The following is a 23,907-nucleotide window of genomic DNA, read 5'->3' as shown; positions in this document are numbered from 1 at the left end:
CCCACGATAGCGAGCGAGATCTTCCGGGCCTCTCATCAGTTCGGAGGATTTCGCGCTACGCCGTCAGTATCGATTGTCTGTTCGGCGATCTCCAACTCCTCGTCGGTCGGGATCACCAGGACGGTCACCGGCGAGTCGTCCGCCGAAATGGTGCGGGCGTCCCGGGAGGCGCCGGCGTTCCGGGCCTGGTCGATGGTGATGCCGAGGCGGCCGAGGCCGGCGAGGGACAGTTCGCGGGTTCGCGGGTCGTTCTCCCCCACCCCCGCCGTGAACACGATCGCATCAACATGTCCGAGGACGGCGTAATAGTTGCCGATATATCCGCGTATTCGGTGGGTGTAGACGTCCATGGCCAGCCGGGCATCGGGGTCGCCTTGGTCGACTTTGCGCCAGACCTCGCGTAGGTCGTTGTCGCCGGCGAGGCCGCGGAGGCCGCTGTCCCGGTTGAGGGCGGAGTCGATCTCGTCGATGTTGAGGCCGAGCTGCCGGGCGACGTAGGGCAGGACTCCGGGGTCGACGTCGCCGGATCTGGTGCCCATGACCAGCCCGGCCAGCGGCGTCAGCCCCATCGAGGTTTCCACGGACCGCCCACCCCGCACGGCCGTAACGCTCGCGCCGTTCCCCAGATGCAGCACGATCGTGTTGACCTCCCCATACGGCCGCTCAAGCAACTCCGCCGCCCGCCGCGACACGAAAGCATGAGAAGTCCCATGAAATCCGTACTTGCGGACCCCCCACTCGGCCGGCACCGCGTACGTGTACGCCGCCGGCGGCAGCGTCTGATGGAAAGCCGTGTCGAACACCGCCACATGCGGCAGCAGCGGGAACGCCCGCCGCGCCACCCTGATCCCCTCCAGGTTCGCCGGATTGTGCAGCGGCGCCAGCGGAATCAGCTCCTGGATCGCCGCCTCCACCTCGTCGTCGATCAACGCCGGCCGCGCGAACCGGCTGCCGCCGTGCACCACCCGATGCCCGACCGCGACCACCTGCTCCAACGAAGGCCCGCGCGTGGCGAACACCTCCAGCACCGCCCGCAACCCGGCCTCGTGATCGGCGAACCCGTCGCCCCCGACGGCCTCGCCGTTGTGGATCAGCCGCCCAGCGGACTCCCCGATCCGATCCACCAGCCCGGTCGCCAGCCGCCGCCGCGCGCTCATGTCCAGCAACTGGTACTTGATCGACGACGAGCCGCTGTTCAGCACCAGGACGTGCATCATTCCCCCTGCGCCTGAATCGCGGTGATCGCCACCGTGTTCACGATGTCGTGCACGGTGGCCCCCCGCGACAGGTCGTTGACCGGTTTGCGTAACCCTTGCAGCACCGGCCCCACCGCGACTGCCCCCGCACTCCGCTGCACCGCCTTGTACAGGTTGTTGCCCGTGTTCAGATCCGGCACCACGAACACCGTCGCCCGCCCGGCGACCGGGCTGTCGGGCATCTTGGTTCTGGCCACGCTCGGCTCGGCGGCCGCGTCGTACTGGATCGGGCCCTCCACCGGCAGGTCCGGCCGCTGCTCCCGGACCAGCGCGGTGGCCGCGCGCACCTTCTCCACCTCGGGCCCGGCGCCGGACTCCCCCGTCGAGTACGACAGCAGCGCCACCCTCGGCTCCACCCCGAACCTGGCCGCCGTGGCCGCCGAGGAGATCGCGATGTCGGCCAGCTGCTCGGCGGTCGGGTCGGGGACCACGGCGCAGTCGCCGTACACCAGGACCCGGTCGGCCAGGCACATGAAGAAGACGCTGGAGACCACGCCGACGCCCGGCCGGGTTTTGATGATCTCGAAGGAGGGGCGGATGGTGTGCGCGGTGGTGTGGATCGAGCCGGAGACCATGCCGTCGGCCAGGCCGAGCCCGACCATCAGCGTGCCGAAGTAGGACACGTCGGTCACGGTGTCGCGGGCGAGCTGCACGGTGACGCCCTTGTGGGCGCGCAGGCGGGCGTACTCGACGGCGAAACGTTCGCGGAGTTCGGGGTCGAAGGTGCTGAGCACCCGGGCCTCGCCCAGGTCGAGACCGAGCCGGGCGGCCTGGGCGCGGATCTCACGTTCGTCGCCGAGCAGGGTCAGGTCGGCGACGCCGCGCCGGAGCAGGATGTCGGCGGCGCGCAGGATGCGGGGTTCGGCGCCCTCGGGGAGCACGATGTGGCGGCGGTCGGCGCGGGCGCGTTCGAGCAGGTCGTACTCGAACATGAGCGGGGTGACGGCGGTGGCGGGGGTGACGTGCAGGCGGGCGAGCAGGGCGGGGCCGTCCACGTGCGCGGCGAACAGGCCGAGCGCGGTGTCGATCTTGCCGTCGGCGTCGGGGGTGAAGCGGCCCTCGACCCGGGACAGGCGGGTGGCGGTGGCGAAGGTGTCGCCGGGGGTGGTGATCACCGGGAGGCGGATGTCCATGCCGGTGAGCAGCCGCCGTACCGGCTCGGGGAGGTCCATGCCGCCGTTGAGGATGATCGCGGACAGGGCCGGGAAGGTGTCGGCGTGGTGCGCGGCGAGCAGGCCGGGCAGCAGGTCGGCCGCCCTGTCGGCGGGGGCGATCACGGCGACGCCCTCGGTGAGCCGGTCCAGGATGTTGGGGAGCGACATGGCGCCGACCATCAGGCCGTCGACCTCGCGGCCGAGCTGCTGCTCCTCGCCCAGATAGAGGGTGCCGCCGCAGCCGGCCAGCAGGTCCGCGACCGTGGGCGCCGACAGTCGCGCCACCTCCGGCAGGATCCACACGGGCGTCGGGCAGTCCGCTACGGCCTCCGCCACCTCGCCCAGCCGCTCCGGATCGACCCGGGTGATCACGACCGCGATGCCGAAGGCGTGCTCCTCGGCGAGCTCCTTGGCCGAGAGCTCGACGGCGGACGCGATCTCCGCCGGGCTCCGCTGCAGGCCGGTGACCACGTTGAGCACGGGAGTGCCCAGGTTGGCGGCGACCTGGGCGTTGAACTCGAACTCGGTGGGCGCGCCCACATCGGTGTAGTCCGTCCCGATCACCACGACCGCCGCGCAGCGCGCCGCGACCGCCCGGTAGCCGGCCACGATGTCGTCGATCGCCTGCTCAGGATCGGCGTGCACGTCCTCATAGGTGACGCCCGCGCAGACCTGGTACGGCAGATCCATCTTGAAGCGGATCCTGGCCGTGTTGATGAGATTGTCCTCCACCCCGGCCCGGACCACCGGCCGGTAGACGCCGACCGCGCCCACCTGCCGGGAGAGCAGTTCGATCAGCCCCAGGGCGACCGCGCCCTTGTTGCTTCTGGCGTCGCTCGCCGCGACGTAGACCCCGATCGCCATGCGGGTTATGGTACGGCTCCCGCCGCTGGGCGGGCGGCGGAAGCCGTACCGGACTGGAGGCCGGAGGAACCCCCAGAATCAGGAAGCCGTGCAGGTCACCGGGGTGGGGACGTTGTTGGTGCCCGGCGCGGCCGCGTTGAAGCCGAATGATGTCGTGGCGTTCGGAGTCAGGTTGCCGTTGTAACCCATGTTGTTCACTGTGACGTTCGCCCCGCTCTGGGTGTGGGCGCCGTTCCACAGCGACTGGATCGTCTGGCCGTTCGGGTAGGTCCAGCGGACCTGCCAGCCGGTGATCGCCGCCGTGCCGCTACTGCGGACGGTCACCGTGGCGCTGAAGTTGCCCGGCCAGGTGTTGGTGATCACGTAGGTCGCGGTGCACGCCTTGCCGACGCCCGGACTCGGACTCGGACTCGGGCTGGGCGACGGAGACGGGCTCGGCGACGGCGAAGGGGACGGAGACGGAGACGGAGACGGGCTGGGGCTGGGGCTTGGGCTGGGCGAAGGCGACGGGTTCGCGCCCGTGCGGTCGCCGTAGATGATGCCCCGGCCGTTGGTGCCCAGGTAAACCCGCCCATAGGTGCGCGGGTCACCGGTGATCGCCTCGCCGATGTTGCCGTACTGGTGCGCGTCGTCGTTGATCCGCACCCAGGTGCCGCCCGTGTTGTCCGACCGGTACACCCCGCGCACGTTGTCGATCTTGGCGACGGTGAACAGCGCCGGGTAGCTCTGCCCGGGAGCCGCCCGCCCGAAGCCGATGTTGTCGGCCTCCTGCACATTCGCCAGCTTCGTGAACGACGCGCCGGAGTTGGTGGAGTGCCACAGGCCGTAGGACGTCGTGGACGTGCCGCCCGCCAGCCAGATGTCGCCCTCGCGCCCGGCCACCGCCTTGAACTTGCCGACGGTCGGCAGCCCGGTCGCCGCGGTCGCCGTGAAGGCCGCGCCGCCGTTGGTGCTGACGTAGAACCGGCCGTTGGCGAAGGCGTAGAACTTCTGCGAGTTCACCCGGTCGGACTCGATCCGCGCGTTCGCCGGCGCACCCGTCGAGGTCTGCCACGAGTTGCCGAACCCGACCGAGTAGACGACCTGGATGCCGCTGTCGCCCGGAGCCCAGACGAACCTGCTGCCGTCCGCCGAGGCCGCCACAGTGCCGCCGTTGTTGACGCCGCCCGGCTCGCCGCCCTGGAACCAGTTCGCGCCGCCGTCGGTGGAGAAGGACACGTGGCTGTCGTTCGGCCGGTCGGAGTCGGTGAAGTTGCCCGACCTGACCATCACGCTCGGGTTGGTCTCGGCGTAGTCGAGCGAGGTGGTGGAGGTGAAGTTGGGCGCCGTGAACATCATCGGCGGGACCGCGTCCAGGTTGGTGTGCCGGAAGCCGCCGATGTCACCCAGGCCGCTGACCAGCGGCGCGCCGGTCGGCGGGCTGACCAGGTCGAGTACGGCGGTCTCCTCCAGGCCCTTCACCATCGGCTTGATGGTGAACTGCCCGCCGGTGTCCCAGAGCTTGAGGTCGGTACTGCCGTAGAGGGTCGCGCCGGTGCCGTACATGAACCGGTTGCCGTTGAACGGGTCGATCTCCATCGACTCGACCATCCAGCCCAGCTTGGGCGTCACCTCGGGCGGCTGCGGGTTCGCGCCGAAGCTCAGCCACGGCGAGGAGGTGACGTCCATCTTGTAGCGGAAACTGCGGTTCGGGTAGGAGGTGAAGTCCCACACCCGGGTCCAGGTCGCGCCGCTGTCGGTGGACCTGAAGAAGATCACGTCCGGCCACCAGGACATCTGGGTGGACACCATGATGGTGCCCGGGTTCTGCCGGTCGATGGTCAGGCCGCTGTAGCCGAAGTAGTCGTCGGCGCTGCTGGACGGGATCGGGCTGATCTGCGTCCAGGCGCCGGTGGCGGTGGCGTACCGCCACACGTCGCCCTTCGCGCCGTCGTAGGGGCCGCCGGTGTCGCTGGTCGCGAGGTAGAGGTAGCCGTTGACGGTGTCGAGCACGCCCTTGTGCGCGATGTACCCGGTCGGCTGACCGGCGAGCCGCTCCCAGCTGGTGCCGCCGTTGGTGGTGCGGTAGACCGTGTTCTGCTTGTCGGCGACGCCCACGTAGATGGTCTGGGTGGCGTTGCCGCTGGTGCCGGTCCGCTTGTCGAAGGTCACCCAGACGACGCCCGGCTGGTGGGTGCCGTAGCCGTTCGGGTCGCTCGGGTCGGAGGCGTAGTTGCCGGCGTTCGGGAACGCGGTCACCTTCGCCCAGGTCGCGCCGAAGTCGAGGCTGCGCCACAGGCCGTTGCCGTTGGGCGCGCCCAGGTACAGCGTGCTGTTCCGGTTCGGGTCGACGGCCAGCCGCTCGCCCATGCCGCGGCCCGGCATGTTGCCGCCCATCTTGAACGGCAGCGTGGTGACCGACCAGGAGTCGCCCTTGTTGGTGGAGCGCAGGATCGCGCCGTTGTTCGGGTCCCAGCTGTTGGTGTACATGCCGACGGCGGCGTACACCCGGTTCGTCTGCACCGGATCGGTGGCGATGCTGTCGACGCCGTTGTAGCCCCAGTTGGTGAAGCCGACCCAGTCGAGCAGCGGCTTCCAGCTCTGGCCGGCCTGGTCCCAGCGGTACATGCCGCCGATGTCGGTACGCGCGTAGATCAAGTTCTGTTCGGTCTGGTTGAAGACGATGCCCGGCACGAAGCCGCCACCGTCGATCCGCACGTTCTTGAAGTTGTACGGGTCTGACGCCGCGGCACCCGCCGGCGCGTTGCGCACCACGACCGTGACCAGTGCCACGGCGACGAGTGCGAGCATGCTGAGGAGCTTTCTTCGCATGGACGGTCTCCCTCGTGAATGGTTAACCGCCATGCACGATCAGGTGGGGACCCTGACCGTCCGCCCAGCGCGTGCATGGAACTGCCGAGAGGTTCACACAGCCGCGAACCCCTCGTCAATAGTTTGAACTGCAAACGAACTTCTGTTCCTGGCGGGGTGGATTGGTTGCCGCCGAATCACTCGTCCTCAACACCGGATCGAAGGTGCTGAGCCGCCTATACTTTCGATTCGTGCCTACCCGCGAGCGATCCAAAATCACGAACGATCCGGACAAAACCGACATCGATCGCACCGACCGGGCCATCCTGCGCGAACTCCAGCGCGACGGCCGCCGCTCCTACGCCGCCCTCGGCGCGCTCGTCGGCCTCTCCGCGCCCGCCGTCCGCCAGCGCGTCCAGCGCCTCACCTCCGGCGGCGTGCTCCGCGTCGCCGGCCTCGTCGACCCGATCGCCCTCGGCCGCCCCGCCATGGCCATGCTCGGCATCAGGACCAGCGGCGACCCCCGCCCGGTCGCGGACGCCGTCGGCGCCCTCCCCGAGGTCGGCCACGTGGTCCTCACCGCGGGTTCCTACCAGCTCTTCGCCGAGATCGCCTGCGCCTCCGCCCGCGCCCTCCTCGACCTGGTCGAAGATCGGATCAAGCCCCTCGACGGCGTGTCAGCATGCGAGACGTTCCCGTATTTTGCCGTACACACGAATCGCTTTACCTGGGACACCCCGTAACTGACACATGATGGCAGCCTTTCTGGTCAGTATCTCGGCCATGGAAGACATACGAGAGATCAACGCGAAGACCATCGAGGACTTCCGCGCCGCCAAGGGCGGCGCCGCGTTCGAGGGCCGCCCCCTGCTCATCCTCACCACCCGGGGCCGCGTCACCGGCCGCCCGCACACCACCCCGATGATGTACGTCGAAGAGGGCGACCGCCTCCTCGTCATGGCCTCCAACGCGGGCGCGCCCGAAGCCCCCGAGTGGTATCTGAACCTGCTGGCCGAACCGAAGGTCACCGTCGAGGTCGGCCCCGAGGTCTACATCGCCGTCGCCGAGCCGACCGAGGGCGCGGAGCGCGACGGGCTCTGGCAGTCGATCACCGAGCACTACCCGTTCTTCCTGGAGCACGAGGAGAAGGCCGGGCGCGCGATCCCGGTCGTCTCGCTGAATCCACTGGAGTAACCGGGCTGTTTTCTGGCTGTTTGTCCCGTTAGTGTGACCTGCACGAACGTGGGAGGAACTGTGCCGGTCTTCGTCGCGCGGCTGTTCAGCCGGATCGCGCTGCTCGGCGGCTGGTGGACGCCCGTGCTCGTGCTCGGCGTGGTGTTCCTGACCAGCTGGCCGCTGATGGCGCTGGCGGAGCCGGCCGGGAGCCCGATCGCCGAGCCGGGGAACTTCTGGTGGTATTTCGTGGTGACCTCGGCCACGGTCGGCTACGGAGACCTGTTTCCGGAATCGGCGGCCGGACATGTGGTCGGGGCGTACGTGATCGTGGGTGGCATCGCCACCCTGACCACGGTCTTCACCAGGCTGGCGACCCGCCTGGAGCAGGCGAAGGGACGCAGGATGCAAGGAGCCATCACGGTGGATCTGTCCGGTCATATCGTCCTGCTGGGCTACACGCCCGGCCGGACCGAGCACATCGTGGACGAACTGACGGCCGACGGCGCCACCCGGGTCGTGCTCTGCGCCTGGGACGAGGTCGGCGCGCACCCGATGGCCGACCGCGACGTCGAGTTCGTCCGGGGCGAGCTGACCGACGCGGGCGTGCTCCGGCGGGCCGGCGTGCACCGCGCCCACAGCGTCCTGGTGGACGCCCGGGACGACAACGAGGCCCTGGCCGTCGCCGTCACCGCCGACCACGTCGCCACCGGCGCCCATCTGGTCGTGGCGCTCCGCGACATCGCGCGCGTCCAGCACCTGCGCTACGTGGACGAGAAACTCCGCTGCGTGCAGTGGCACAGCCCGCACATGATCACCGAAGAGCTGAAGGACCCCGGCATCACCGAGATCTACACCCAGCTGATGACCCACGGCGGCGCCGACACCTATTCGGTACGCCTCCCGGAGTCACTCGGCCCGGTCTCGGTGGACAAATGCCAGACCTCCCTCGGCCGCCGCCACGGCGCGACCCTCCTGGCCGCCAGAACCGGCGAACAACTCCTGGTCAACCCCAGCTGGCAGGCCAGCCTCCCGGCCGGAGCCGTGCTGTACTACGTCGGTTCCCACCGCCTGACCCCAGAACAACTCGCCGAAACCCTCCGCGACTAGAACGCCTCAGATCAGTCCCGTGGACTTGCACGCCGCCTTCAATTGCTCCGGGGCACAGATCTCCTTGACCGACCAGAAGCCGTCCTGAACCACGGTCCCCTTGATGTTGTCCCTGGTCACCACCATCGGCGCGATGACCATCGAAGGAATTCCCTTCACCGTCGAGTTGCTCACCGTCGTCGGAGCCCGGAGCCTGCGGCCGGCCGCGAGGTCGATGGCCATATGGGCGGCGCTCTGCGCCTGCGGCATGATCGGCTTGTAGATCGTCATGGTCTGGGTGCCGAGCAGGATCCGCTGAATCGCGGCGAGCTCCGCGTCCTGACCGGTCAGCGGAGTCCCCGGCTTGGCCCCGGACAGCCGGATGGCCTCGGCGATCCCCCCGGCCATCCCGTCATTGGCGGAATACACCCCGATCACCTGGTCGACGCCCAGCGCGGCGAACGCGGCGGTCGCCTCGATCCCCGCCTGCTCCGGGCTCCAGTCGGGCGTGTCGAACTCCCGGCCGACCCGCACGTTCCCGTCCAGCACCGCGTGGGCCCCCTCCTTGAACTCCCCCGCGTTGGGATCGGCCGGCGCTCCGTTGATCATGACGATCGGCCCGCGCGTCGGATTCCCGCCCTTCTCCAGCGCCTCCAGCAGCGCCTGACCCTGCATCCTGCCGACCTCGACATTGTCGAAGGAGGTATAGGAGTCGATCGGCCCCTCGGCCAGCCGGTCGTACGCGATGACCTTGACCCCCTGCTGCTTGGCCTTCGTGACGGAGGGCGCGATCGTCTCGGCGTCCACGGCGTCCAGGATGAGGACCTTCACCCCGTGGGTGATCATCTTGTCGATCTGCTGCTGTTGCTGACCGGAGTCACCCCCCGCGTTGTGATGGAGCACCGTGCAGTCCGGGCAGAGCTCCTTGATCGACCTGGTGATGTAAGGACGGTCGAACTTCTCGTATCTGGTCGTCTCGCTCTCGGGCAGCAGCAGCCCGATCTTGAACCCCTCGTCGACGAGCGGAGGCGTGTCCCCCGCGGTGTCCGTCCCCCCGCCGGAACCGGGCATCACCGCGCATCCGACCGCGCCCGCGACCAGCAGGGCGGCACTCGCCAATCGCCATCTCGTCACCACGGTCCCCCCCTCAAACAGCGCGGTCCCGTACAGCGCCCATACCCGAAGAATTCCCAGGCCGTACCCCCTTTGGCCGAGTCTTGATGCCCCGTTTCCGACTTGACTAGTCAGAATGTGTGACAAATCATCATTGCTGGAGTTATTACATACCCATACGGTCGGCCTATGGACTTGGAGCTCCGCCATCTCCGCATTGTGCGCACGGTCGCCGAGACCGGCAGCGTCAGCAAAGCGGCCACCGTGCTCGGGCTGGCGCAGCCCGCGCTGACCGCGCAGCTCAAACGAATCGAAAGGGCCCTCGGCGGCACCCTCTTCCAGCGTGACCACACCGGCTCCCGGCCGACCCCGCTGGGCGAACTGGTGCTGTCCCGGGCGCAGGTGCTGCTGCCCGCCGTACGGCAACTACAGGAGGAGGCGGCGCGGCTGGCCAACGGCGGCGAGCCAGGGCGGCGCTACCGGATCGGCGCGGCCAACGGCCCGATCCTGGGCGGCCTGGTCGACCGGCTGGCCCAGGCCGAGCCCGACGCCGTCATCACCACGGCCACCTCATGGTCCACCGGCGAACTGGCCACCAAGGTCATGCTCGGCCGCCTCGACTACGCCCTGATCGGCGTCTGCGGCGACACCCGGGCCCCCGGCGACGAAGCCGTGGCCTGGGCCGTGGTGGCGATGGACCCGGTCTTCGTGCTGGTGTCCGCCGGGCATCCGCTGGCCGGCGAGCACGAGGTCGAACTGGGCGCGCTCGCCGAGGAGCAGTGGGCGGTCACGCCCGGCGACGGCTGCTTCGGCGAATGCTTCGCGGTGGCGGCCTCACGGGCCGGTTTCACCCCCGCGACCATCTACGAGACCGATGTGGCGACCTGCGTGCATCTGGTCAGGGTCGGCCGCGCGGTCGCACTCTGCCAGGGCACCTTCCGGCTGAGCGAGGGCCTGGTCGCGCTCCCCATCACCGGCACGCCGCTGCGCTGGCGGCAGCTGCTCGGCTGGCACCCGGAGACCCCCGCCGCCGAGAACGCCGCCCAGATCGTCGGCCACGCCAAGGCCGCCCATCAGGACGCCGCCCTCCAGAGCCCCGCCTACTCAAATTGGCTGGCCCGAAACCAGGGTTATGGAACCGTGCCATAACACCATGGTGGGGGGCAACTGGTAGGTCCTCGCCGGGCACTCCCGCCGTTACGTTGACGGCACTCCCACCCCCCAAGGAGACCCGATGCGCAGCAGGCACCTCCTGAGCGCGGCGACCACCGTCACCCTCGGTATCGCCCTCGTTCTCACCACCACCCCCGGTGTGGCCGCCGCGGACACCAAACCCGCGCCGACCATGGTCCAGGCCCTCCAGCGGGACCTGAACCTGACCGTTGAGCAGGCCGAAACCCGGCTGCTGAACGAGAAGCGGCTCGGCAAGGTGGAAGGCAAGATCCGCACCACCCTCGGGAACCGGTTCGCCGGCTCCTGGCTCAGCGGCGACGCCGCCACCCTCACCGTCGCCGTCACCGACGCCACCGCCGCCGCCGGCATCACCGCCTCCGGCGCCAAAGCCCAGGTCGTCACCCGCACCCTCGCCGACCTGGACGGCGTGAAGGCCCGCCTCGACCAGTCCACCGCCCCCGCCACCGTCTCCGGCTGGTACGTCGACGTCCGCACCAACGCCGTCGTCGTCCTCTCCCGCGACCAGGCCGCCACCGAAGCGTTCGTCGCGGCCACCGGCGTCGACGCGAGAGCCGTACGGATCGAGGCCACCACCGAGCAGCCGCAGCCCTACTACGACTTACGCGGCGGCGACGCGTACTACATCAACAACAGCGGCCGCTGCTCGATCGGCTTCTCGATCACCCGCGGCAGCACCAACGGCTTCGTCACCGCCGGCCACTGCGGCACCGCCGGCGCCTCCACCCAAGGCTTCAACCGAGTCGCCCAGGGCACCTTCCAGGCCTCCTCCTTCCCCGGCAACGACTACGCCTGGGTCGCCGTCAACGCCAACTGGACCCCCCAGCCCGTCGTCGTAGGCTCCGGCGGCGGCACCGTGACCGTGGCCGGCTCCAGCGCCCAGGTCGTCGGCGGCTCCATCTGCCGCTCCGGCTCCACCACCGGCTGGCACTGCGGCGTCGTCCAGCAGCTCAACGCCACCGTCACCTACCCGCAGGGCACCGTCACCGGCCTGACCCGCACCAACGTCTGCGCCGAACCCGGCGACTCCGGCGGCTCCTGGATCTCCGGCAACCAGGCCCAGGGCGTCACCTCCGGCGGCTCAGGCAACTGCTCCTCCGGCGGCACCACCTACTTCCAGCCGGTCAACGAGATCCTCTCCACGTACGGACTGACCCTGGTCACCCAGGGCGGCGGAGGAGGCGGCACCACCTGCTCCGGCTACGCCAACACCTACACCGGCTCACTGACCAGCGGCGCCAACGTCTACCTGCCGAACAACTCCTCCTACACCTCGACCGTCTCCGGCACCCACCGCGCCTGCCTCGACGGCCCGAACGGCGTCGACTTCGACCTGTACCTGCAGCGCTACAACGGCAGCAGCTGGGTCACCGTCGCCAGCGGCACCAGCGCGGGCCCCGACGAGGCCGTCACCTACAACGGCACCGCAGGCTCCTACCGGATCCGTGTCCACGCCTACAGCGGCTCCGGAGCGTACTCGGTGGGTTCGACCCGCCCGTAGCCCCTTCGTAGCCCCCGCCGCCGCCCGGAGCCCGGGCGGCGGCGTCCTTATACCCCTGTCCCATGACAAAAGTTGATCTCACCTACCGCCCATACATCCCCCCACCGCCAAAGTTATGAGAGACTCCACCATTGCGGGGCGGTAGCTCAGCCGGTCAGAGCATCGGACTCATAATCCGTGGGTCGTGGGTTCAAGTCCCACCCGCCCTACCAGTCACCATCAGCGGAAACCCCCGCCTGACCTGCACTGATGCAGGTGTGCGGGGGCTTCACGTGCCCGGCTGTCAACGGCTGGGACTGACCGTTCGCGGGTGCCTCCCACCCAATGCTTACCCACGATTTCGTGCAGGTTCCGGATCATGGTTCACCGTCGTGCGGGTGCCAAAACTGTCACGCCGCCACAGGAGCCCAGCCCCCGCTCACGCCCTGCGCCAGCCGCTGAGCAGTTCCTCGGGGCCGTACGCCGCCTGGAGCCCGGAGCAGCTGGTCCCGTTGCGGGAGACCGCGACGAGCGGTACCGGCTCGTCGGTGATCGCCGCCCGGTGCTTCTGCAGCGCGGCCAGGTCGTGGCTGTCGAACGCGGAATTCTCCAGCCACTTGATCGAGCCGAGGAAGAGCAACTGCTTGGCCACCGGTTGCCGGTCGACACCCACCAAGTCGAATTCGACGTCATTACTCCGGGTCCAATACCCGCCGATCGCCGGAGTGGCGGGCAGGAGCCCGTCCGGCAGGAGACGGGCGAGGGATTCCCGGACGAGGGGCTCGATCGCGCGGCCCCGCCAGCTCGTCCACTGCTCCTTGATCCGGCTCAGGGTGAGATCTCCCCGCATCCGCTCGATCTCCGCCATGTGCGGATCCAGAAACACGAGCCAGAACCGAAGGTAAGGATCGGCCACTCGGTCGCGGCGTTCCTTCGACGGCCGCAGTGAGAATGGCAACTCGGCTGCCACCGCCTGTTTCTCGGTCAGGACATCCGTAGCTCGAGTGAGAGTGGTGTGGGCGATGCCGCCGGCGGCGCGCGCGATGTTGGTGAAGGTGCGCTCCCCGGCTCAATCCACCGAACATCTTCCGACGCGCGATCAGTCCTTCAGGCGGGATACCAGCCCGAGCCGGCGAAGGTTGTCTTGATCGCCATCTTCCAGCATGGCCGCCGGACGTTCGTATGTGTCTTCGCAGTGCGGCAGAGAACCTTTCCGTGTGGGGTACGCGAGTGCCTGACCTCTTGTCGCGCCGGGGCTCTGTGTCGAACGAGCCGCTGTGCATATCAGCTGTGATCGCCCGATCGCGGCTCTTCCTGGAGTGGATGTTCCTCTGGGCGTGGATCACGTACGTGGGGTAAGTCGCGTTCACGATTGGCACCGAATGCGGCGAAGTTCCGGCGGGCCTGGCTGAGGCTCAGGGTGCCGTTGGGGCCGCCGCGGACGATATGTGCGTCGTGGTCGTCCTGGCCGTCGTCCTCCCAAAAACAAACCGAACAGATCTCATAGCCTCCCCGCTCGAGGAGAGTGCGGTAACCGCAGCAAGGGCAGGCGTACGCCCGGTCGCGGGGAGGGCGAAGGGTGCTGTTGTGCGATGCGGTGTCGGTATACCACCTGAACCAGTGGCGTCGCCGTTCAAGCTCGTCGGGATCGGGGGTATCTGACTGTCCTGTCATATCGTGATTTTCAATGCTGACCCGAACACGCGCCCACACGTCCCTTCGGATTCGGCGAGATTCGAGTGGGCGACCACCTGCTTGCGGTGATGCCACACCATCAGCAGCGTCATCGCGATTCCGTAGATCGCGAGTAGCACGACGAAGACGACCGGGCGCTCCGGCGTGAACAAGGACGCCGCGGCGAGGGCGCCCGCCACGAGAACACCCACTGCGGCGGTGGTGACCGCGCCCACGGCGGCTCCACGGCGGGCGGTGGTGGTTGCGAGTTCACGGGCGGCGGCGAGGCTCTCCCGCGCCGGGGCGCTGCTCGGTGGGGTGGAGTCATCCTGAGTCATGACTAGGTCGTAGAAAAGTATTTTCTAGAGGCCCAGCATTCGGTCAGGTTGGGAGAGGGCCGTGATTGGCCGTGCCGGTGACGACCTTGCCGTCGTGGAAGGTGAGGACCTCGGCGGAGAGCTGGCCGGTCTGGTTCCGGAAATGGATCACGATGGTGTCGACTCCGGCGTACACCCCGATGACCTCGAATCGGAGCTGGGGATTGCGGCGCAGCCCTTCTGCCCAGTACGCGCGGAGCGCCTCGATGCCACGGACGACGCCATCGCTGCCTGCCACGATCCGTGCGGCGATCGGGGAGGTGAAGACGACGTCGGGGGCGTAGTGGCGGGTGATTCGGTCAAGGTCGTGGGAGTTCCAGTCCGCCAACCACTCGTCGGCGAACTGGTGTGCTTCATCGAGATTCATGCCCCTATCATTCAGCGACCGTGCGGTGGGCGCTGCCTTGAGCTCCCGCTAGTCGGACTCCTTCCATGTCCACAGGGGTACGTCGCGGAGCGGGTGGAGTTCGGCGTCGGTGGTGGCGTGGGAGTTCTGCTGGGCCACCCGGGAGCCGAATTCCAGATGTTCCCGTACGGCCTCGCGGAATGGTTCGTCGTCAGGTAGGCCCGCCTCGTCGATGGCTTCCAGGTACAGCTGGACGAAACGTTCGCGCTGCTCATCGGTGATTTCGAGGTGGCGGTGGACTTGTATGAGGTAGTCGAAGCCAAGGTTTTGGGTGAAGCGGTCGGGACCGCCGAAGGATTCGGCCGTGAACCAGGTCAGGTGGTCGACATGGGTCGGGAGACGTTCCGGAAACAGGGTTCGCAGCAGGGGGTCGTCGAGGACCTTCGTGTAGAAGATCTCTTCGAGCCTGTGTAGGGCCTCGTCGCCGCCTGCGTGGGCGTACAAACTGGTCATGGGCCTACTTTCATGGTCACTCGCGAAGATGTACCGGGCGGTGGTCATGGGGGTACTCGCCGGATTAGTGTCCCGGCTATGAAGCCGTCTCCGCTCGTCACCCACATCTCGTGGGGTCGCATGGTCGTTGAGGGAGTGGGTGAGGAAAGAGCTTGCCAGCGCCGGAGCCCACGCTGTCCTGCCTGACCTGCGCGACGCCGAACGCCTCGTGCAAGCACTGGCCACGGTTGCCGCGATGGTCAGAACCACGCTTCTGTCATCTACAGCGCCAAGCCCGACGAATGTCGCGACTTCTACTACCAGCAGCTCGGCCTCGTGTTCCGCCTCGAACAGCACGGCACCGGCGCACCGCGGTGAATTTGGCGTCGCGGTCGCGAATGAGGAATCTGATCCCCTCAGCCTGCTCTCCCAGGTCCATGACCAGGTTGCGGGCCTGTTGAGCGACCCAGGCGCCGGTTGGATGCGTCGTGACGCCCGCGATGTGGATCACGCGGGTGGCGTGCTCGATGAAGAACAGAACGTAGAACCGCTTCAGATACACCGTGTCGACGTGGAACAGATCGCACGCCCAGATGCCCTCGGCCTGCGCTTTGAGGAACCGACTCCAACGCGGGCCGGCGCGGCGTGGTACCGGACCGAGTCCGGCTCTTTTGAGGATGTCGCGTACGGTGCTGGGAGGTACCCGAAGGCCGACGCCGGGCAGTTCGCGGCTGATGCGCTGATAGCCCCACGTGGGATTCTCCCGGGCCAGGCGCAAAACAGCTTCTCGGACGTCCGCGCGGGTACAGGGACGGCCCGGGCGTCTGGACGGGTAGGTCCAGCGGCGTGTCACCAGGGCGCGGTGCCAGCGCAGCGACGTCGCGGGGGTGACGAGAAGACATCCCACGACGAGCGGGGAAGCAGCCGCGACAGGGCTGCGAGCACGACCCGATCCTCCGGCTGGAGATCGGACCGCTTCACCTGACGGCGCAACACGGCGATTTGATGGCGAAGCACCACGATCTCGGCCGTCTTGGCCGATCACCGCGGCCCAGGAGGACCAGGAGTTGAAAAACGCGCCCGAGGATGAGGTAGAGGGAGGACCATGACACCGTCAGCAGGATGCCCGAGACCTCATCATGCTCGAGCCACGCATTCCCAGGTCAACCACTACGGATGAGTTTCCGCACCCCACACGGTCGGGAGATCGGCGGGCAGGTCCATCAGTAGGTGGAGGCAATCGGTCCGAGGCACGCCGGCGAGGCCGCAAGCTTGCCGGCGCTGGTCTTCGGCGGGCTCCAGGCGGTGGAAGATGAGGGCGCCGGCGTCGCGTAGTCGGGCGCGGGCGTGCGGGACGCCCTTGAGGTCCAGGACCTCGGCGATGGCGTCAGTGTCGCTCTCTGGGACAGGCTCCTGCCGGTGGGCGGTCATGTCGGGAGCGCCGTGCAGCGGCATTTGCTTTCGTCGTGTTCGCGCAGCATGCGCAGGACGGTCGCGGGTGAGGGGTGCCAGCCCGTCTCGGTAAACCCCGCTGACGGGACACCTCGGCGTGCGCGGTGAGCATCGACATCCGGCGCCCTACTACGCCTCGCCAGCCGATCACCGAAATTTACGAAATGCGATATCGCCAGACGATAGCGGCCGGGTGTACCGGGGGCAGGTTAGCAAGGGGTGGCTGTTGCGGCCGGGGATCTGCCGGTCGATTCCGCAGACGTGCGGGCCCGATAAAGGAAGGGGCCAGAGGGAGATCGGCTCTGCCGACGTGGGCAGCACTTTCGTTTCACCTTTCGCAGGAGATGGAACTGACGGCCATTCGTGGTGATTTTCGGGGGCGCGGCGATGGATCTGACCAGGAGAGAGTTCGAGCGTTTGATGGTGGGGGCGGGTATCGCCGTCTCCCCGCTGGGGAAGGAAACCGGGTCAAGCGAGGCCGGTGTGGGGCTGGCCAGATATGTCGACTCGGTGCCCAGGCTGCCGATCGCCATGCCGCGAGAGTCGGTGCGTCCGGATGTGGACTTCTACGAGCTGACGATGCGGCAGCGACCGTGGCGGTTCCACCGGGATCTACCGGCCACCCAGGCGTGGGGGTTTTGGGCCTCGAATCCGTCGGGCGCGGCCCGGCCGACTGGCCTCGGCTATCTCGGTCCGACGCTGATCGCGCACCGCGATCGGCCCGTAGTGGTCCGGTACCGCAACCGTTTGCCCACCACTCACCTGCTGCAGTCGGCCATCGATGTCACGCTGTGGAAGAACGTCCCGGGCATACCGCCTGATCCGCCTGGTGGGCGGATGCCGCAGGACTTTCCCGCCGGGATGAACGTGCGGGTCGTACCCATCTGCACGGCGGATTCAATTACTCAGCGTCTGACGGCGCCCCGGAGGCGTGGTTCACCCCGGACGGCATACACGGCCCGGACTACGCCACCTTGGACGGGGCCCGATCCAATGAGGCCGTCTACGCCTACACCAGCCACCAGCAGGCGGCCATGTTGTGGTACCACGACCACGCGATGGCGATCACCCGGCTGAACAACTACGCCGGATTGGCGGGCCTCTACCTGATCCGTGACCCCTTCGAAGAGGGCCTGGCCCTGCCACGAGGCGACTTCGAGGTGCCCCTGGTCCTGCAGGACCGCAACTTCACTCCTGACGGCGCGCTGTCTTATCCCGCCAAGGGGCCCAGTCCGTACCACCCCAAGTGGAATCCCAACTTCTTCGGTGACACACCGGTGGTGAACGGTAAAGCCTACCCCTTCCTGGCCGTTGAGCCCCGACGCTACCGGCTGCGCTTTCTCAACGGCTCCAACCAGCGCTTCTTCCACTTCTGGTTCCAAGACGGCGACACGCGGCGGCCGTTTTGGCTGATCGGCACCGACGGCGGCTTCCGTGCCGCGCCGCTGCGGCTGACCAGCGTCCTGCTGGCCCCGGCCTCGCGCCTGGATCTGATCCTCGACCTCACTCAGGTACCCCAAGGCAGCCGGATCACCTTGATGAACGACGCCACCACCCCCTACCCGCAAGGAGGCAAAGACGTCCCAATGCCGGAGATCATGCAGTTCCAGATGACCAAGACCCTCTCCAGCCCGGACCGCACGACGCCGGCGCAGCAGCTGGCCCTGCGGCCGATCACGCCGCTGGCGCCGACACCCGGCCTGCCCCGGCGGGAGTTCGTCTTGATCGCCAACAAGGACGCCGTCGGCGAATCAACGCACTTGGCCATCAACCAGCGCCTCTTCAACGATCCGGTAGAGGATTTCCCCAAGGTGGGAACGAGCGAGATCTGGGAGTACGTCAACACCTCCGGAGACGCCCACCCGATGCACGTCCATCTCGTCCAGTTCCAGATCCTCAACCGGCAGAAGTTCGACGCCGCCTCCTACCAGGCCGCCTACAAGACGTGGGTGTCCGGAGGCCGTGACCCGGCTGACAAGCCGATTCTTACCCGCTACCTGCAAGGCGATCCGATCGCACCCATGCCCGAGGAGATGGGCTGGAAGGACATTGTCATCGCCTACCCGGGAATGGTGAGCAGGATCGTCTTGAGATTCGATCTCCCCGAACCCATCGCCGCGGTCCCCGGCACCCGCAGCGAATTTCCTGCTGAGTACATCCAGCACTGCCACATGCTGGAACACGAGGACAACGAGATGATGCGCCCTTGGCAGGTCATCCGATAAGGACAGGACGGCTGGCTACGCGGGCCGATTCACCGCTTCCCGCCAGGAGCTGTTTCTTGGATCAGGTACGGAGCCAGATGACCAATGCGGCCACGGCCCGGGTGGGTCAGGCTCGTGCCGGTGTGATGGCGGCTGGAGTGCGGGCGGGCTGGAAAAGTTCGATGAGGTTGCCGGCGGGGTCGGTGAGCAGGATCTGGCGTCCGCCGGGGCCGGCGACCATGTCGCTGTGGAAGGACACTCCGGCGCTGCGGAGCCGGTCGATCTCGGTGTCGAGGTCGTTGACGATGAGGTGGATGCGGTTGCGGCCGGCGGGCGTCTGCTGGGGGGTGGCGCGGGCTCCGGAGCTGGCCGGTCCGGACAGCAGGAGCCGCAGCGGTCCGCGTACCACGTCGGCGAAGGCGGGCGCGGCGTCGGTGTGCAGGGTGAAGCCGAGGTGGGTGGTGTAGAAGTCGATGGCGGCGCTCACGTCGTCGACGAGGTAACGGACACCGGCGAACTGGTCGGGGGTGGTCATGACTGGGCCTCCGATGGGGTGAGGACAGGCAGCAGGTACTGGATGCGAGTGTCGATCTCCGCCGCGGTGCGGGCGAAGGCGGGGTAGCCGGCCTGCTCGGCGGCGGCTGTGGCGGGGTCGGGGATACTCCAGTGGATACGCCGGGGGTGATCGCCGAAATCAGGACAGACCTCGCGGACCTTGTCGCACAGGCTGATCACGTAGTCGAACCGGCGGCCCGCCATGGCCTCCAGATGCCGAGGGCGCTGATCCTTCAGATCGATGCCGTAGCCCTCGCGCAGGGCCCGTACGGCATCGGGATGGAGCTGCGGCCGGGGATGGCTGCCCGCGCTGGTCACCGCAACGTGGTTGCCGGCGCGACGGCGGAGCAGGGCTTCGGCGATCGGTGAGCGAGCGCTGTTGCCGGTACAGGCGAACAGCACCTCGGCCCGGTGCGCGGACGCGGGCGGTGACAGTGGCGCCGGGCCCGGTCGCAGCGCTGGGTGCAGAGCGGCGCCGGTGTCGGCCAGGGCCTGAGCGCAGCGTTCCAGGTCCAGGTGGTAGTAGCTGTCGCGGGCGTCGAAGGTGCTGCGCCGCGCGGTGACCAGCCCGCCGCCGCGCAGCAGCCGCAGGTGGTAGGAGATGAGGTTCTGCGGCTGGCCGATGAGTTCTACCAGTTCGCGTACCCGGTAGTCGGTTGCGGCCAGCTCGCTCAGCAGTTGCCACCGCAGCGGATGGGCGGCCAATCGCAGGAAGGCCGGGGCGGCTTGAGCCGAGGGCACCATCACCCGATAATACATCAAGCAGACTTGATGCATCTGCGCTTGCGAGGAGTTTCGGTCCGATGAGCATGGCGACAGCTGACGCCGTCCGCTCGTGCTGCTCACGGCTGGGCGGCGGCCGAACCACGCCCGGGCTTTCGAGTGCCCGGTCTTGTCCGCCTCCTGGCGGGCCGCGCACTAGGCAACGGAAGGGCGACAGTGGCAGACGAGCACTTCACCGGCGATCAGGCTGGAGATCCCGCCGGCGATCGGGCAGGCGGGACGGGGACGTCCTGGCGGGCGTCATGGGAGGTGGCGCTGCTGTTCCTCAAGCTCGGCGCCATCGCCTTCGGCGGCCCGGCCGCGCACACCGCGATGATGCGCGATGAGCTGGTACGCCGCCGCGGCTGGGTCAGCGACGAACGTTTCGTCGACCTGATGGGCGCGACCAACCTCATTCCCGGCCCCAACTCCACCGAGCTGGCCATCCACCTGGGCTATGACCGCGCCCGCTGGCGCGGCCTGCTGGCCGCCGGCGTCTGCTTCATCCTCCCTGCGGCGCTGATCGTCACCGCGCTGGCCTGGGCTTACCTCACCTACGGGACGACGCCCGCCGTCGCGGGCATCTTGTACGGGATCGTCCCAGCGGTGATTGCGATCATCGCGCACGCGCTCGTCAGCCTGCTTCGCACAGTGATCAAGAACATGTGGCTCGCCGTGCTGGCCCTCGCCTCCCTCGCCGCCTACCTGCTGGGCATCAACGAGCTGCTCGTGCTGGCCGCGGGCGCGCTGCTGGCGGCGGCAGCCCTTCTGGTACGGCAGCACCGCCAGGACACCGCACATGGCCTGGTGGCGCTGCTCGGCGGCCTGGGCACGCCGGCTCTGCCCGTCTTCCCCGATCCAACCGGCGGTCAGCTGGCGCAGCTGTTCCTCACCATGCTGAAGATCGGGTCCGTCCTGTACGGCAGCGGCTATGTACTGCTGGCCTTCCTGCGCGGCGACTTCGTCCACCGGCTCGGCTGGATCACCAATCAGCAGCTCATCGACGCCGTGTCCATCGGCCAGGTCACCCCGGGCCCGGTGTTCACCACGGCCACCTTCATCGGCTACCTCGTCGCCGGCCCCCTCGGCGCGTTCCTGGCCACCGTCGCCATCTTCCTGCCGTCCTTCGTCTTCGTCGGACTGCTCACCAAACTCACCGACAAGCTCCGCTCCAGCGCGTGGACCTCCGCTCTGCTGGACGGCCTCAACGTCGCCGCGCTGGCCCTCATGGCCGGGGTGTCCTTCCAACTCGGGCAGACCGCCGTCATCGATCCCCTCACCGCCGCGATCGCGCTGGTCACCCTGGCGCTGCTGTGGAAGACCAAGCTCAACAACGCCTGGTATATCGCCGGCGGCGCCGCCATCGGACTGGCCCACACCCTTCTGGCCTGACGCCGGACGACCACCCGCGCTGCGGGCCCCGGCGGCGCCCAGACCAACGCCTGCACGGGATCGGAGGATTCTTGATGAGCGACGCGCCCGCCTGCCGTACTGCCAGCTGAGCACCGCTGCCGACGAACCGTTCGGCGGCTGGGTCCGTCGTGCTCAATCACCGTTCGTGGTAGGGGATTCCGGCCACTGGTGAGCGTGGTCCAATCGAGCCGGGCGGAGCGCGCTGTGGCCAAGCGGCGCCGAGGTCTCGGCGCCGCGTCACCAGCGCCGAATATCCCCCTGAGCTGCTCGTCTCCTGTCGAGGTCAGACTCTGGTCTGTTCCCCGAGCCTGGCCGGTGAAGCCAAGGTCGCCTTCGGTGCCCGGCGTCCGGGCATCCACCAGTTGGCCTTGCCGCACAGTTCCATCACCGCGGGGACGAGGATCATCCGGATGATGGTGGCGTCGACGAGCACGGCGACGGCCATGCCCAGGCCGATCTGCTTGACCGAGACGTCGGGGCCGAGCAGGGCGGTCGTGAAGATGGCGATCATGATGGCGGCCGCGGCCGTGATGACCTTGGCGGTGCGCGCCAGCCCGTGCGTGACGGCCCTCCGGGTGTCGCCGGTGCGCTCGTACTCCTCACGGATCCGCGAGATCAGGAAGACCTCGTAATCCATCGACAAGCCGAACAGGAGCGGGAACATCATCATCGGCACCCAGGTCGTGATCGGCATGGCGGTGGGGAAACCGAGGGCCGAGCCGAGCCATCCCCACTGCACGACCGCGACCAGCACGCCGTAGGCGGCGCCGATCGACAGCAGGTTCATCACGGCGGCCTGCAGCGCGATCGTGACCGACCGGACCAGCACGATCAGCAGTACCAGGGACAGCACGATGACGACCGCGATCATCAGAGGCAGGCGCGAGCCGGTGTCCTCGGCGAGGTCGATCGCGCCGGCGTTCGGGCCACCGACGTAGACCTCTTCGCCGCCGGGCGCCTGGGGCAGCACGTCGTCACGGAGTTCGTGCACCAGGTCCGCGGTCGCCTCCTCCTGGTATCCGGTCTTGGGGAAGGCCATGAAGGTGGCGGCCTGCCCGTCATCGCTGACCCGAGGCTGCGTGACGTGGGCGATGCCCTCGGTCTTCCCGACCGCTTCGACGATGGGACGCAGATCGGCGTCCTTGGCGTCGACCTCGGCGGCGAAGATCAGGGGTGCGCCGTAGCCGGGACCGAAGCCCTCGGAGATGATCTCGTATGAGGTGTAGCTGCTCCTGTCGTGGGGCTGGACACTGGCGTCGGGCAGGCTCAGCCGCATCGACAGCGCGGGGGCGGCCATCACCAGCAGGCCCGCGCCGGCCAATATCGCGGCGACCAGCGGCCTGCGCTGCACCACACCGGCCCAGCGCTCGGCGGGGGTCCGCTCCCGGGCCGGGACACCGTCGGCCCTGTGCCGGTGGGACGTGCGACGGGGCAGGCGCAGCGAGTTGATCTTGTGGCCGGCGAAGCCCAGGAACGCCGGCACCAGGGTCACCGCGGCGATCATCGTCACCAGCACGGCCACCGACGCGCCGATGGCCACGCCGGTCATCATCTCCTGCCCCATGGCGATCAGGCCCAGCAGCGCGATCACGACGGTCGTGCCGGCGAACAGCACCGCGTGACCTGCGGTCGTGATGGCCGTGACCGTGGCGCTCTCGGGCTCGTCGCCGTCCAGCAGGCCGTCCTTGTAGCGGGTCAGGATGAACAGCGCGTAGTCGATGCCGACACCGAGCCCGATCAACGCGGCGACGAGCACAGTGAAGTCCGGTGACGGGACCACGTGCCCCACGAGCTTCATCAGGGCGACGCCGCCGAGGACCGCCATCAGTCCGGTCACGATCGGCAGGCCCATGGCCACCAGCGACCCGAAGGCGATGAACAAGATCACCGCTGCCGCCAGGACGCCCACGCTCTCGGCCGGACCCTGCGGGGGCGTCTCGGCCTTTTCCGCCGCCTCCCCGCCCAGCCCCAGTGTCACACCGTCACCCGAGGCGGCCTTGACTGTGTCCACCAGGCGCTTGACCTCGGTCTTCTCCACATCCTTGTCGGTCAGCGGGATGGTCGTACGGGCGATACGACGATCCTCCGTCACCAGATCCTCGTCCTGATACGGCGAGGTCACCGGCCCCGTAATGGGTGAGGCGTGCAAATCGGCGATGACCTTCTCGACCTTTTGCCGGGCGGCGAGGTCGTCGATCCCCTGCGCCGCCTTGATCGCGAGAGTCAGCGTGTCCCCTTGCCGCTCGGGAAAATGCTTCTCGATCAGAACCTGTGCCTTGGCGGAATCGGAGTCTCCACCGGAGTATTCGTTGTCGGAGGCGGCGCCGTAGCCGAAGCCGACGAACGCCACCGCGATGACGCCGACGATCCAGGTCAGAAGGACCAGGCGACGGCGCCGATAACAGAATCGGGCTAACCCCGCCAGAGCTCCACTAGTACGAGGGGTTTCGATTGTCATCATCTTCCTCAAGTCCTTTCTCTCGTTGCCGCATAGAACGGATCAAGAGTCATCACGGTGCATT

General features: G+C 68.2%; 21 protein-coding genes and 1 tRNA gene. 8 read left to right on the top strand and 14 right to left on the bottom strand.

Translation table 11 applies throughout. From position 1 onward, the window contains the following. Positions 1–35 precede the first annotated feature (35 nt). The 3 genes from Acor_RS27900 to Acor_RS27890 form a co-directional block, all read right to left on the bottom strand. On the bottom strand, positions 36–1,217 hold the full coding sequence (locus tag Acor_RS27900) for an acetate kinase (protein WP_155339732.1): 1,182 nt from the start codon (positions 1,215–1,217) through the stop codon (positions 36–38). Next, complete coding sequence (pta, locus tag Acor_RS27895) at positions 1,214–3,274, bottom strand: phosphate acetyltransferase (protein ID WP_155339731.1); 2,061 nt, start codon at positions 3,272–3,274, stop codon at positions 1,214–1,216. Before pta ends, Acor_RS27900 begins: the two co-directional genes overlap by 4 nt. Before the next feature lie 78 nt (positions 3,275–3,352). Continuing rightward, on the bottom strand, positions 3,353–6,085 hold the full coding sequence (locus Acor_RS27890) for a cellulose-binding domain-containing protein (RefSeq protein ID WP_155339730.1): 2,733 nt from the start codon (positions 6,083–6,085) through the stop codon (positions 3,353–3,355). A 230-nt stretch (positions 6,086–6,315) separates the two neighbouring features. Here Acor_RS27890 and Acor_RS27885 point away from each other — a divergent pair, with 230 nt between their 5' ends. From Acor_RS27885 to Acor_RS27875, 3 genes are read left to right on the top strand one after another with little or no spacing between them, the layout of a single operon-like run. After that, positions 6,316–6,807 carry an Lrp/AsnC family transcriptional regulator gene (locus Acor_RS27885; RefSeq protein ID WP_218034525.1) on the top strand — a complete coding sequence of 164 codons (492 nt, stop codon included), beginning with the start codon at positions 6,316–6,318 and terminating at the stop codon, positions 6,805–6,807. A 40-nt stretch (positions 6,808–6,847) separates the two neighbouring features. After that, entirely contained in the window at positions 6,848–7,258 is a 411-nt protein-coding gene (locus tag Acor_RS27880) for a nitroreductase family deazaflavin-dependent oxidoreductase (RefSeq protein WP_155339729.1), read from the top strand. 60 nt (positions 7,259–7,318) lie between these two features. Further along, positions 7,319–8,347 carry an ion channel gene (locus tag Acor_RS27875; protein ID WP_155339728.1) on the top strand — a complete coding sequence of 343 codons (1,029 nt, stop codon included), beginning with the start codon at positions 7,319–7,321 and terminating at the stop codon, positions 8,345–8,347. A 6-nt stretch (positions 8,348–8,353) separates the two neighbouring features. On the opposite strand, the gene Acor_RS27870 is transcribed toward Acor_RS27875, so the two are convergent. Beyond that, a complete protein-coding gene (locus Acor_RS27870; RefSeq protein ID WP_246239179.1) occupies positions 8,354–9,460 on the bottom strand; it encodes a sugar ABC transporter substrate-binding protein in 1,107 nt (368 codons plus the stop codon). Between the two features lie 168 nt (positions 9,461–9,628). On the opposite strand from Acor_RS27870, the gene Acor_RS27865 reads away from it, so the two are divergent. From Acor_RS27865 to Acor_RS27855, 3 genes are all read left to right on the top strand, one after another. Continuing rightward, positions 9,629–10,588, top strand: a complete 960-nt coding sequence (locus Acor_RS27865; RefSeq protein WP_155339727.1) for a LysR family transcriptional regulator — start codon at positions 9,629–9,631, stop codon at positions 10,586–10,588. Between the two features lie 85 nt (positions 10,589–10,673). After that, complete coding sequence (locus Acor_RS27860; RefSeq protein ID WP_155339726.1) at positions 10,674–12,131, top strand: S1 family peptidase; 1,458 nt, start codon at positions 10,674–10,676, stop codon at positions 12,129–12,131. 135 nt (positions 12,132–12,266) lie between these two features. After that, positions 12,267–12,343: transfer RNA gene (locus Acor_RS27855), tRNA-Ile, on the top strand. A 206-nt stretch (positions 12,344–12,549) separates the two neighbouring features. Here the strand turns inward: Acor_RS27855 and Acor_RS27850 are convergent. The 7 genes from Acor_RS27850 to Acor_RS27820 all read right to left on the bottom strand — a co-directional run bounded on the left by Acor_RS27850 (position 12,550) and on the right by Acor_RS27820 (position 16,454). Next, positions 12,550–12,996: a DUF234 domain-containing protein gene (locus tag Acor_RS27850; RefSeq protein WP_281353271.1), complete on the bottom strand. Its 447-nt coding sequence runs from the start codon at positions 12,994–12,996 to the stop codon at positions 12,550–12,552. Between the two features lie 398 nt (positions 12,997–13,394). Then, positions 13,395–13,784, bottom strand: coding sequence for a CPCC family cysteine-rich protein (locus tag Acor_RS46415; protein WP_155339725.1), 390 nt, complete (start codon positions 13,782–13,784; stop codon positions 13,395–13,397). Next, positions 13,781–14,122, bottom strand: coding sequence for a hypothetical protein (locus Acor_RS27840; protein ID WP_155339724.1), 342 nt, complete (start codon positions 14,120–14,122; stop codon positions 13,781–13,783). Before Acor_RS27840 ends, Acor_RS46415 begins: the two co-directional genes overlap by 4 nt. 43 nt (positions 14,123–14,165) lie before the next feature. Next, positions 14,166–14,528 (bottom strand): nuclear transport factor 2 family protein, encoded by a 363-nt coding sequence (locus Acor_RS27835; protein WP_155339723.1) that lies wholly within the window; start codon positions 14,526–14,528, stop codon positions 14,166–14,168. 48 nt (positions 14,529–14,576) lie between these two features. Next, entirely contained in the window at positions 14,577–15,020 is a 444-nt protein-coding gene (locus Acor_RS27830; RefSeq protein WP_155339722.1) for a group II truncated hemoglobin, read from the bottom strand. Positions 15,021–15,276: 256 nt separating this feature from the next. Next, positions 15,277–15,777: a hypothetical protein gene (locus Acor_RS27825; RefSeq protein WP_155339721.1), complete on the bottom strand. Its 501-nt coding sequence runs from the start codon at positions 15,775–15,777 to the stop codon at positions 15,277–15,279. A 392-nt stretch (positions 15,778–16,169) separates the two neighbouring features. Beyond that, entirely contained in the window at positions 16,170–16,454 is a 285-nt protein-coding gene (locus Acor_RS27820; protein ID WP_155339720.1) for a hypothetical protein, read from the bottom strand. 971 nt (positions 16,455–17,425) lie between these two features. Between Acor_RS27820 and Acor_RS27815 the strand changes: the two genes are divergently transcribed. After that, positions 17,426–18,676 carry a multicopper oxidase family protein gene (locus Acor_RS27815; protein ID WP_155339719.1) on the top strand — a complete coding sequence of 417 codons (1,251 nt, stop codon included), beginning with the start codon at positions 17,426–17,428 and terminating at the stop codon, positions 18,674–18,676. A gap of 106 nt (positions 18,677–18,782) precedes the next feature. Here the strand turns inward: Acor_RS27815 and Acor_RS27810 are convergent, their stop codons facing one another. After that, positions 18,783–19,190 (bottom strand): VOC family protein, encoded by a 408-nt coding sequence (locus Acor_RS27810; RefSeq protein ID WP_155339718.1) that lies wholly within the window; start codon positions 19,188–19,190, stop codon positions 18,783–18,785. Beyond that, positions 19,187–19,954 (bottom strand): arsenate reductase/protein-tyrosine-phosphatase family protein, encoded by a 768-nt coding sequence (locus tag Acor_RS27805; RefSeq protein WP_155339717.1) that lies wholly within the window; start codon positions 19,952–19,954, stop codon positions 19,187–19,189. Before Acor_RS27805 ends, Acor_RS27810 begins: the two co-directional genes overlap by 4 nt. A 195-nt stretch (positions 19,955–20,149) precedes the next feature. On the opposite strand from Acor_RS27805, the gene chrA reads away from it, so the two are divergent. Continuing rightward, positions 20,150–21,364, top strand: a complete 1,215-nt coding sequence (gene chrA / locus Acor_RS27800) for a chromate efflux transporter (protein WP_155339716.1) — start codon at positions 20,150–20,152, stop codon at positions 21,362–21,364. Between the two features lie 304 nt (positions 21,365–21,668). On the opposite strand, the gene Acor_RS27795 is transcribed toward chrA, so the two are convergent. Further along, positions 21,669–23,846, bottom strand: a complete 2,178-nt coding sequence (locus Acor_RS27795) for an MMPL family transporter (protein WP_155339715.1) — start codon at positions 23,844–23,846, stop codon at positions 21,669–21,671. Between the last annotated feature and the right edge of the window lie 61 nt (positions 23,847–23,907).

Source organism: Acrocarpospora corrugata, from assembly GCF_009687845.1.
Classification (GTDB): Bacteria; Actinomycetota; Actinomycetes; order Streptosporangiales; family Streptosporangiaceae; genus Acrocarpospora; species Acrocarpospora corrugata.
Note: the sequence above shows the minus strand (reverse complement) of the source record. Positions and strands in the feature narration are given on the sequence as shown.

Bases quoted from the DNA above. Each gene is read 5' to 3' on its own strand.
- Acor_RS27900 (WP_155339732.1), bottom strand. From the start codon at position 1,217: ATGATGCACGTCCTGGTGCTGAACAGCGGCTCGTCGTCGATCAAGTAC.
- pta (WP_155339731.1), bottom strand. From the start codon at position 3,274: ATGGCGATCGGGGTCTACGTCGCGGCGAGCGACGCCAGAAGCAACAAG.
- Acor_RS27890 (WP_155339730.1), bottom strand. From the start codon at position 6,085: ATGCGAAGAAAGCTCCTCAGCATGCTCGCACTCGTCGCCGTGGCACTG.
- Acor_RS27880 (WP_155339729.1), top strand. From the start codon at position 6,848: ATGGAAGACATACGAGAGATCAACGCGAAGACCATCGAGGACTTCCGC.
- Acor_RS27865 (WP_155339727.1), top strand. From the start codon at position 9,629: ATGGACTTGGAGCTCCGCCATCTCCGCATTGTGCGCACGGTCGCCGAG.
- Acor_RS27860 (WP_155339726.1), top strand. From the start codon at position 10,674: ATGCGCAGCAGGCACCTCCTGAGCGCGGCGACCACCGTCACCCTCGGT.
- Acor_RS46415 (WP_155339725.1), bottom strand. From the start codon at position 13,784: ATGACAGGACAGTCAGATACCCCCGATCCCGACGAGCTTGAACGGCGA.
- Acor_RS27840 (WP_155339724.1), bottom strand. From the start codon at position 14,122: ATGACTCAGGATGACTCCACCCCACCGAGCAGCGCCCCGGCGCGGGAG.
- Acor_RS27835 (WP_155339723.1), bottom strand. From the start codon at position 14,528: ATGAATCTCGATGAAGCACACCAGTTCGCCGACGAGTGGTTGGCGGAC.
- Acor_RS27830 (WP_155339722.1), bottom strand. From the start codon at position 15,020: ATGACCAGTTTGTACGCCCACGCAGGCGGCGACGAGGCCCTACACAGG.
- Acor_RS27820 (WP_155339720.1), bottom strand. From the start codon at position 16,454: ATGCCGCTGCACGGCGCTCCCGACATGACCGCCCACCGGCAGGAGCCT.
- Acor_RS27810 (WP_155339718.1), bottom strand. From the start codon at position 19,190: ATGACCACCCCCGACCAGTTCGCCGGTGTCCGTTACCTCGTCGACGAC.
- Acor_RS27805 (WP_155339717.1), bottom strand. From the start codon at position 19,954: ATGGTGCCCTCGGCTCAAGCCGCCCCGGCCTTCCTGCGATTGGCCGCC.
- Acor_RS27795 (WP_155339715.1), bottom strand. From the start codon at position 23,846: ATGATGACAATCGAAACCCCTCGTACTAGTGGAGCTCTGGCGGGGTTA.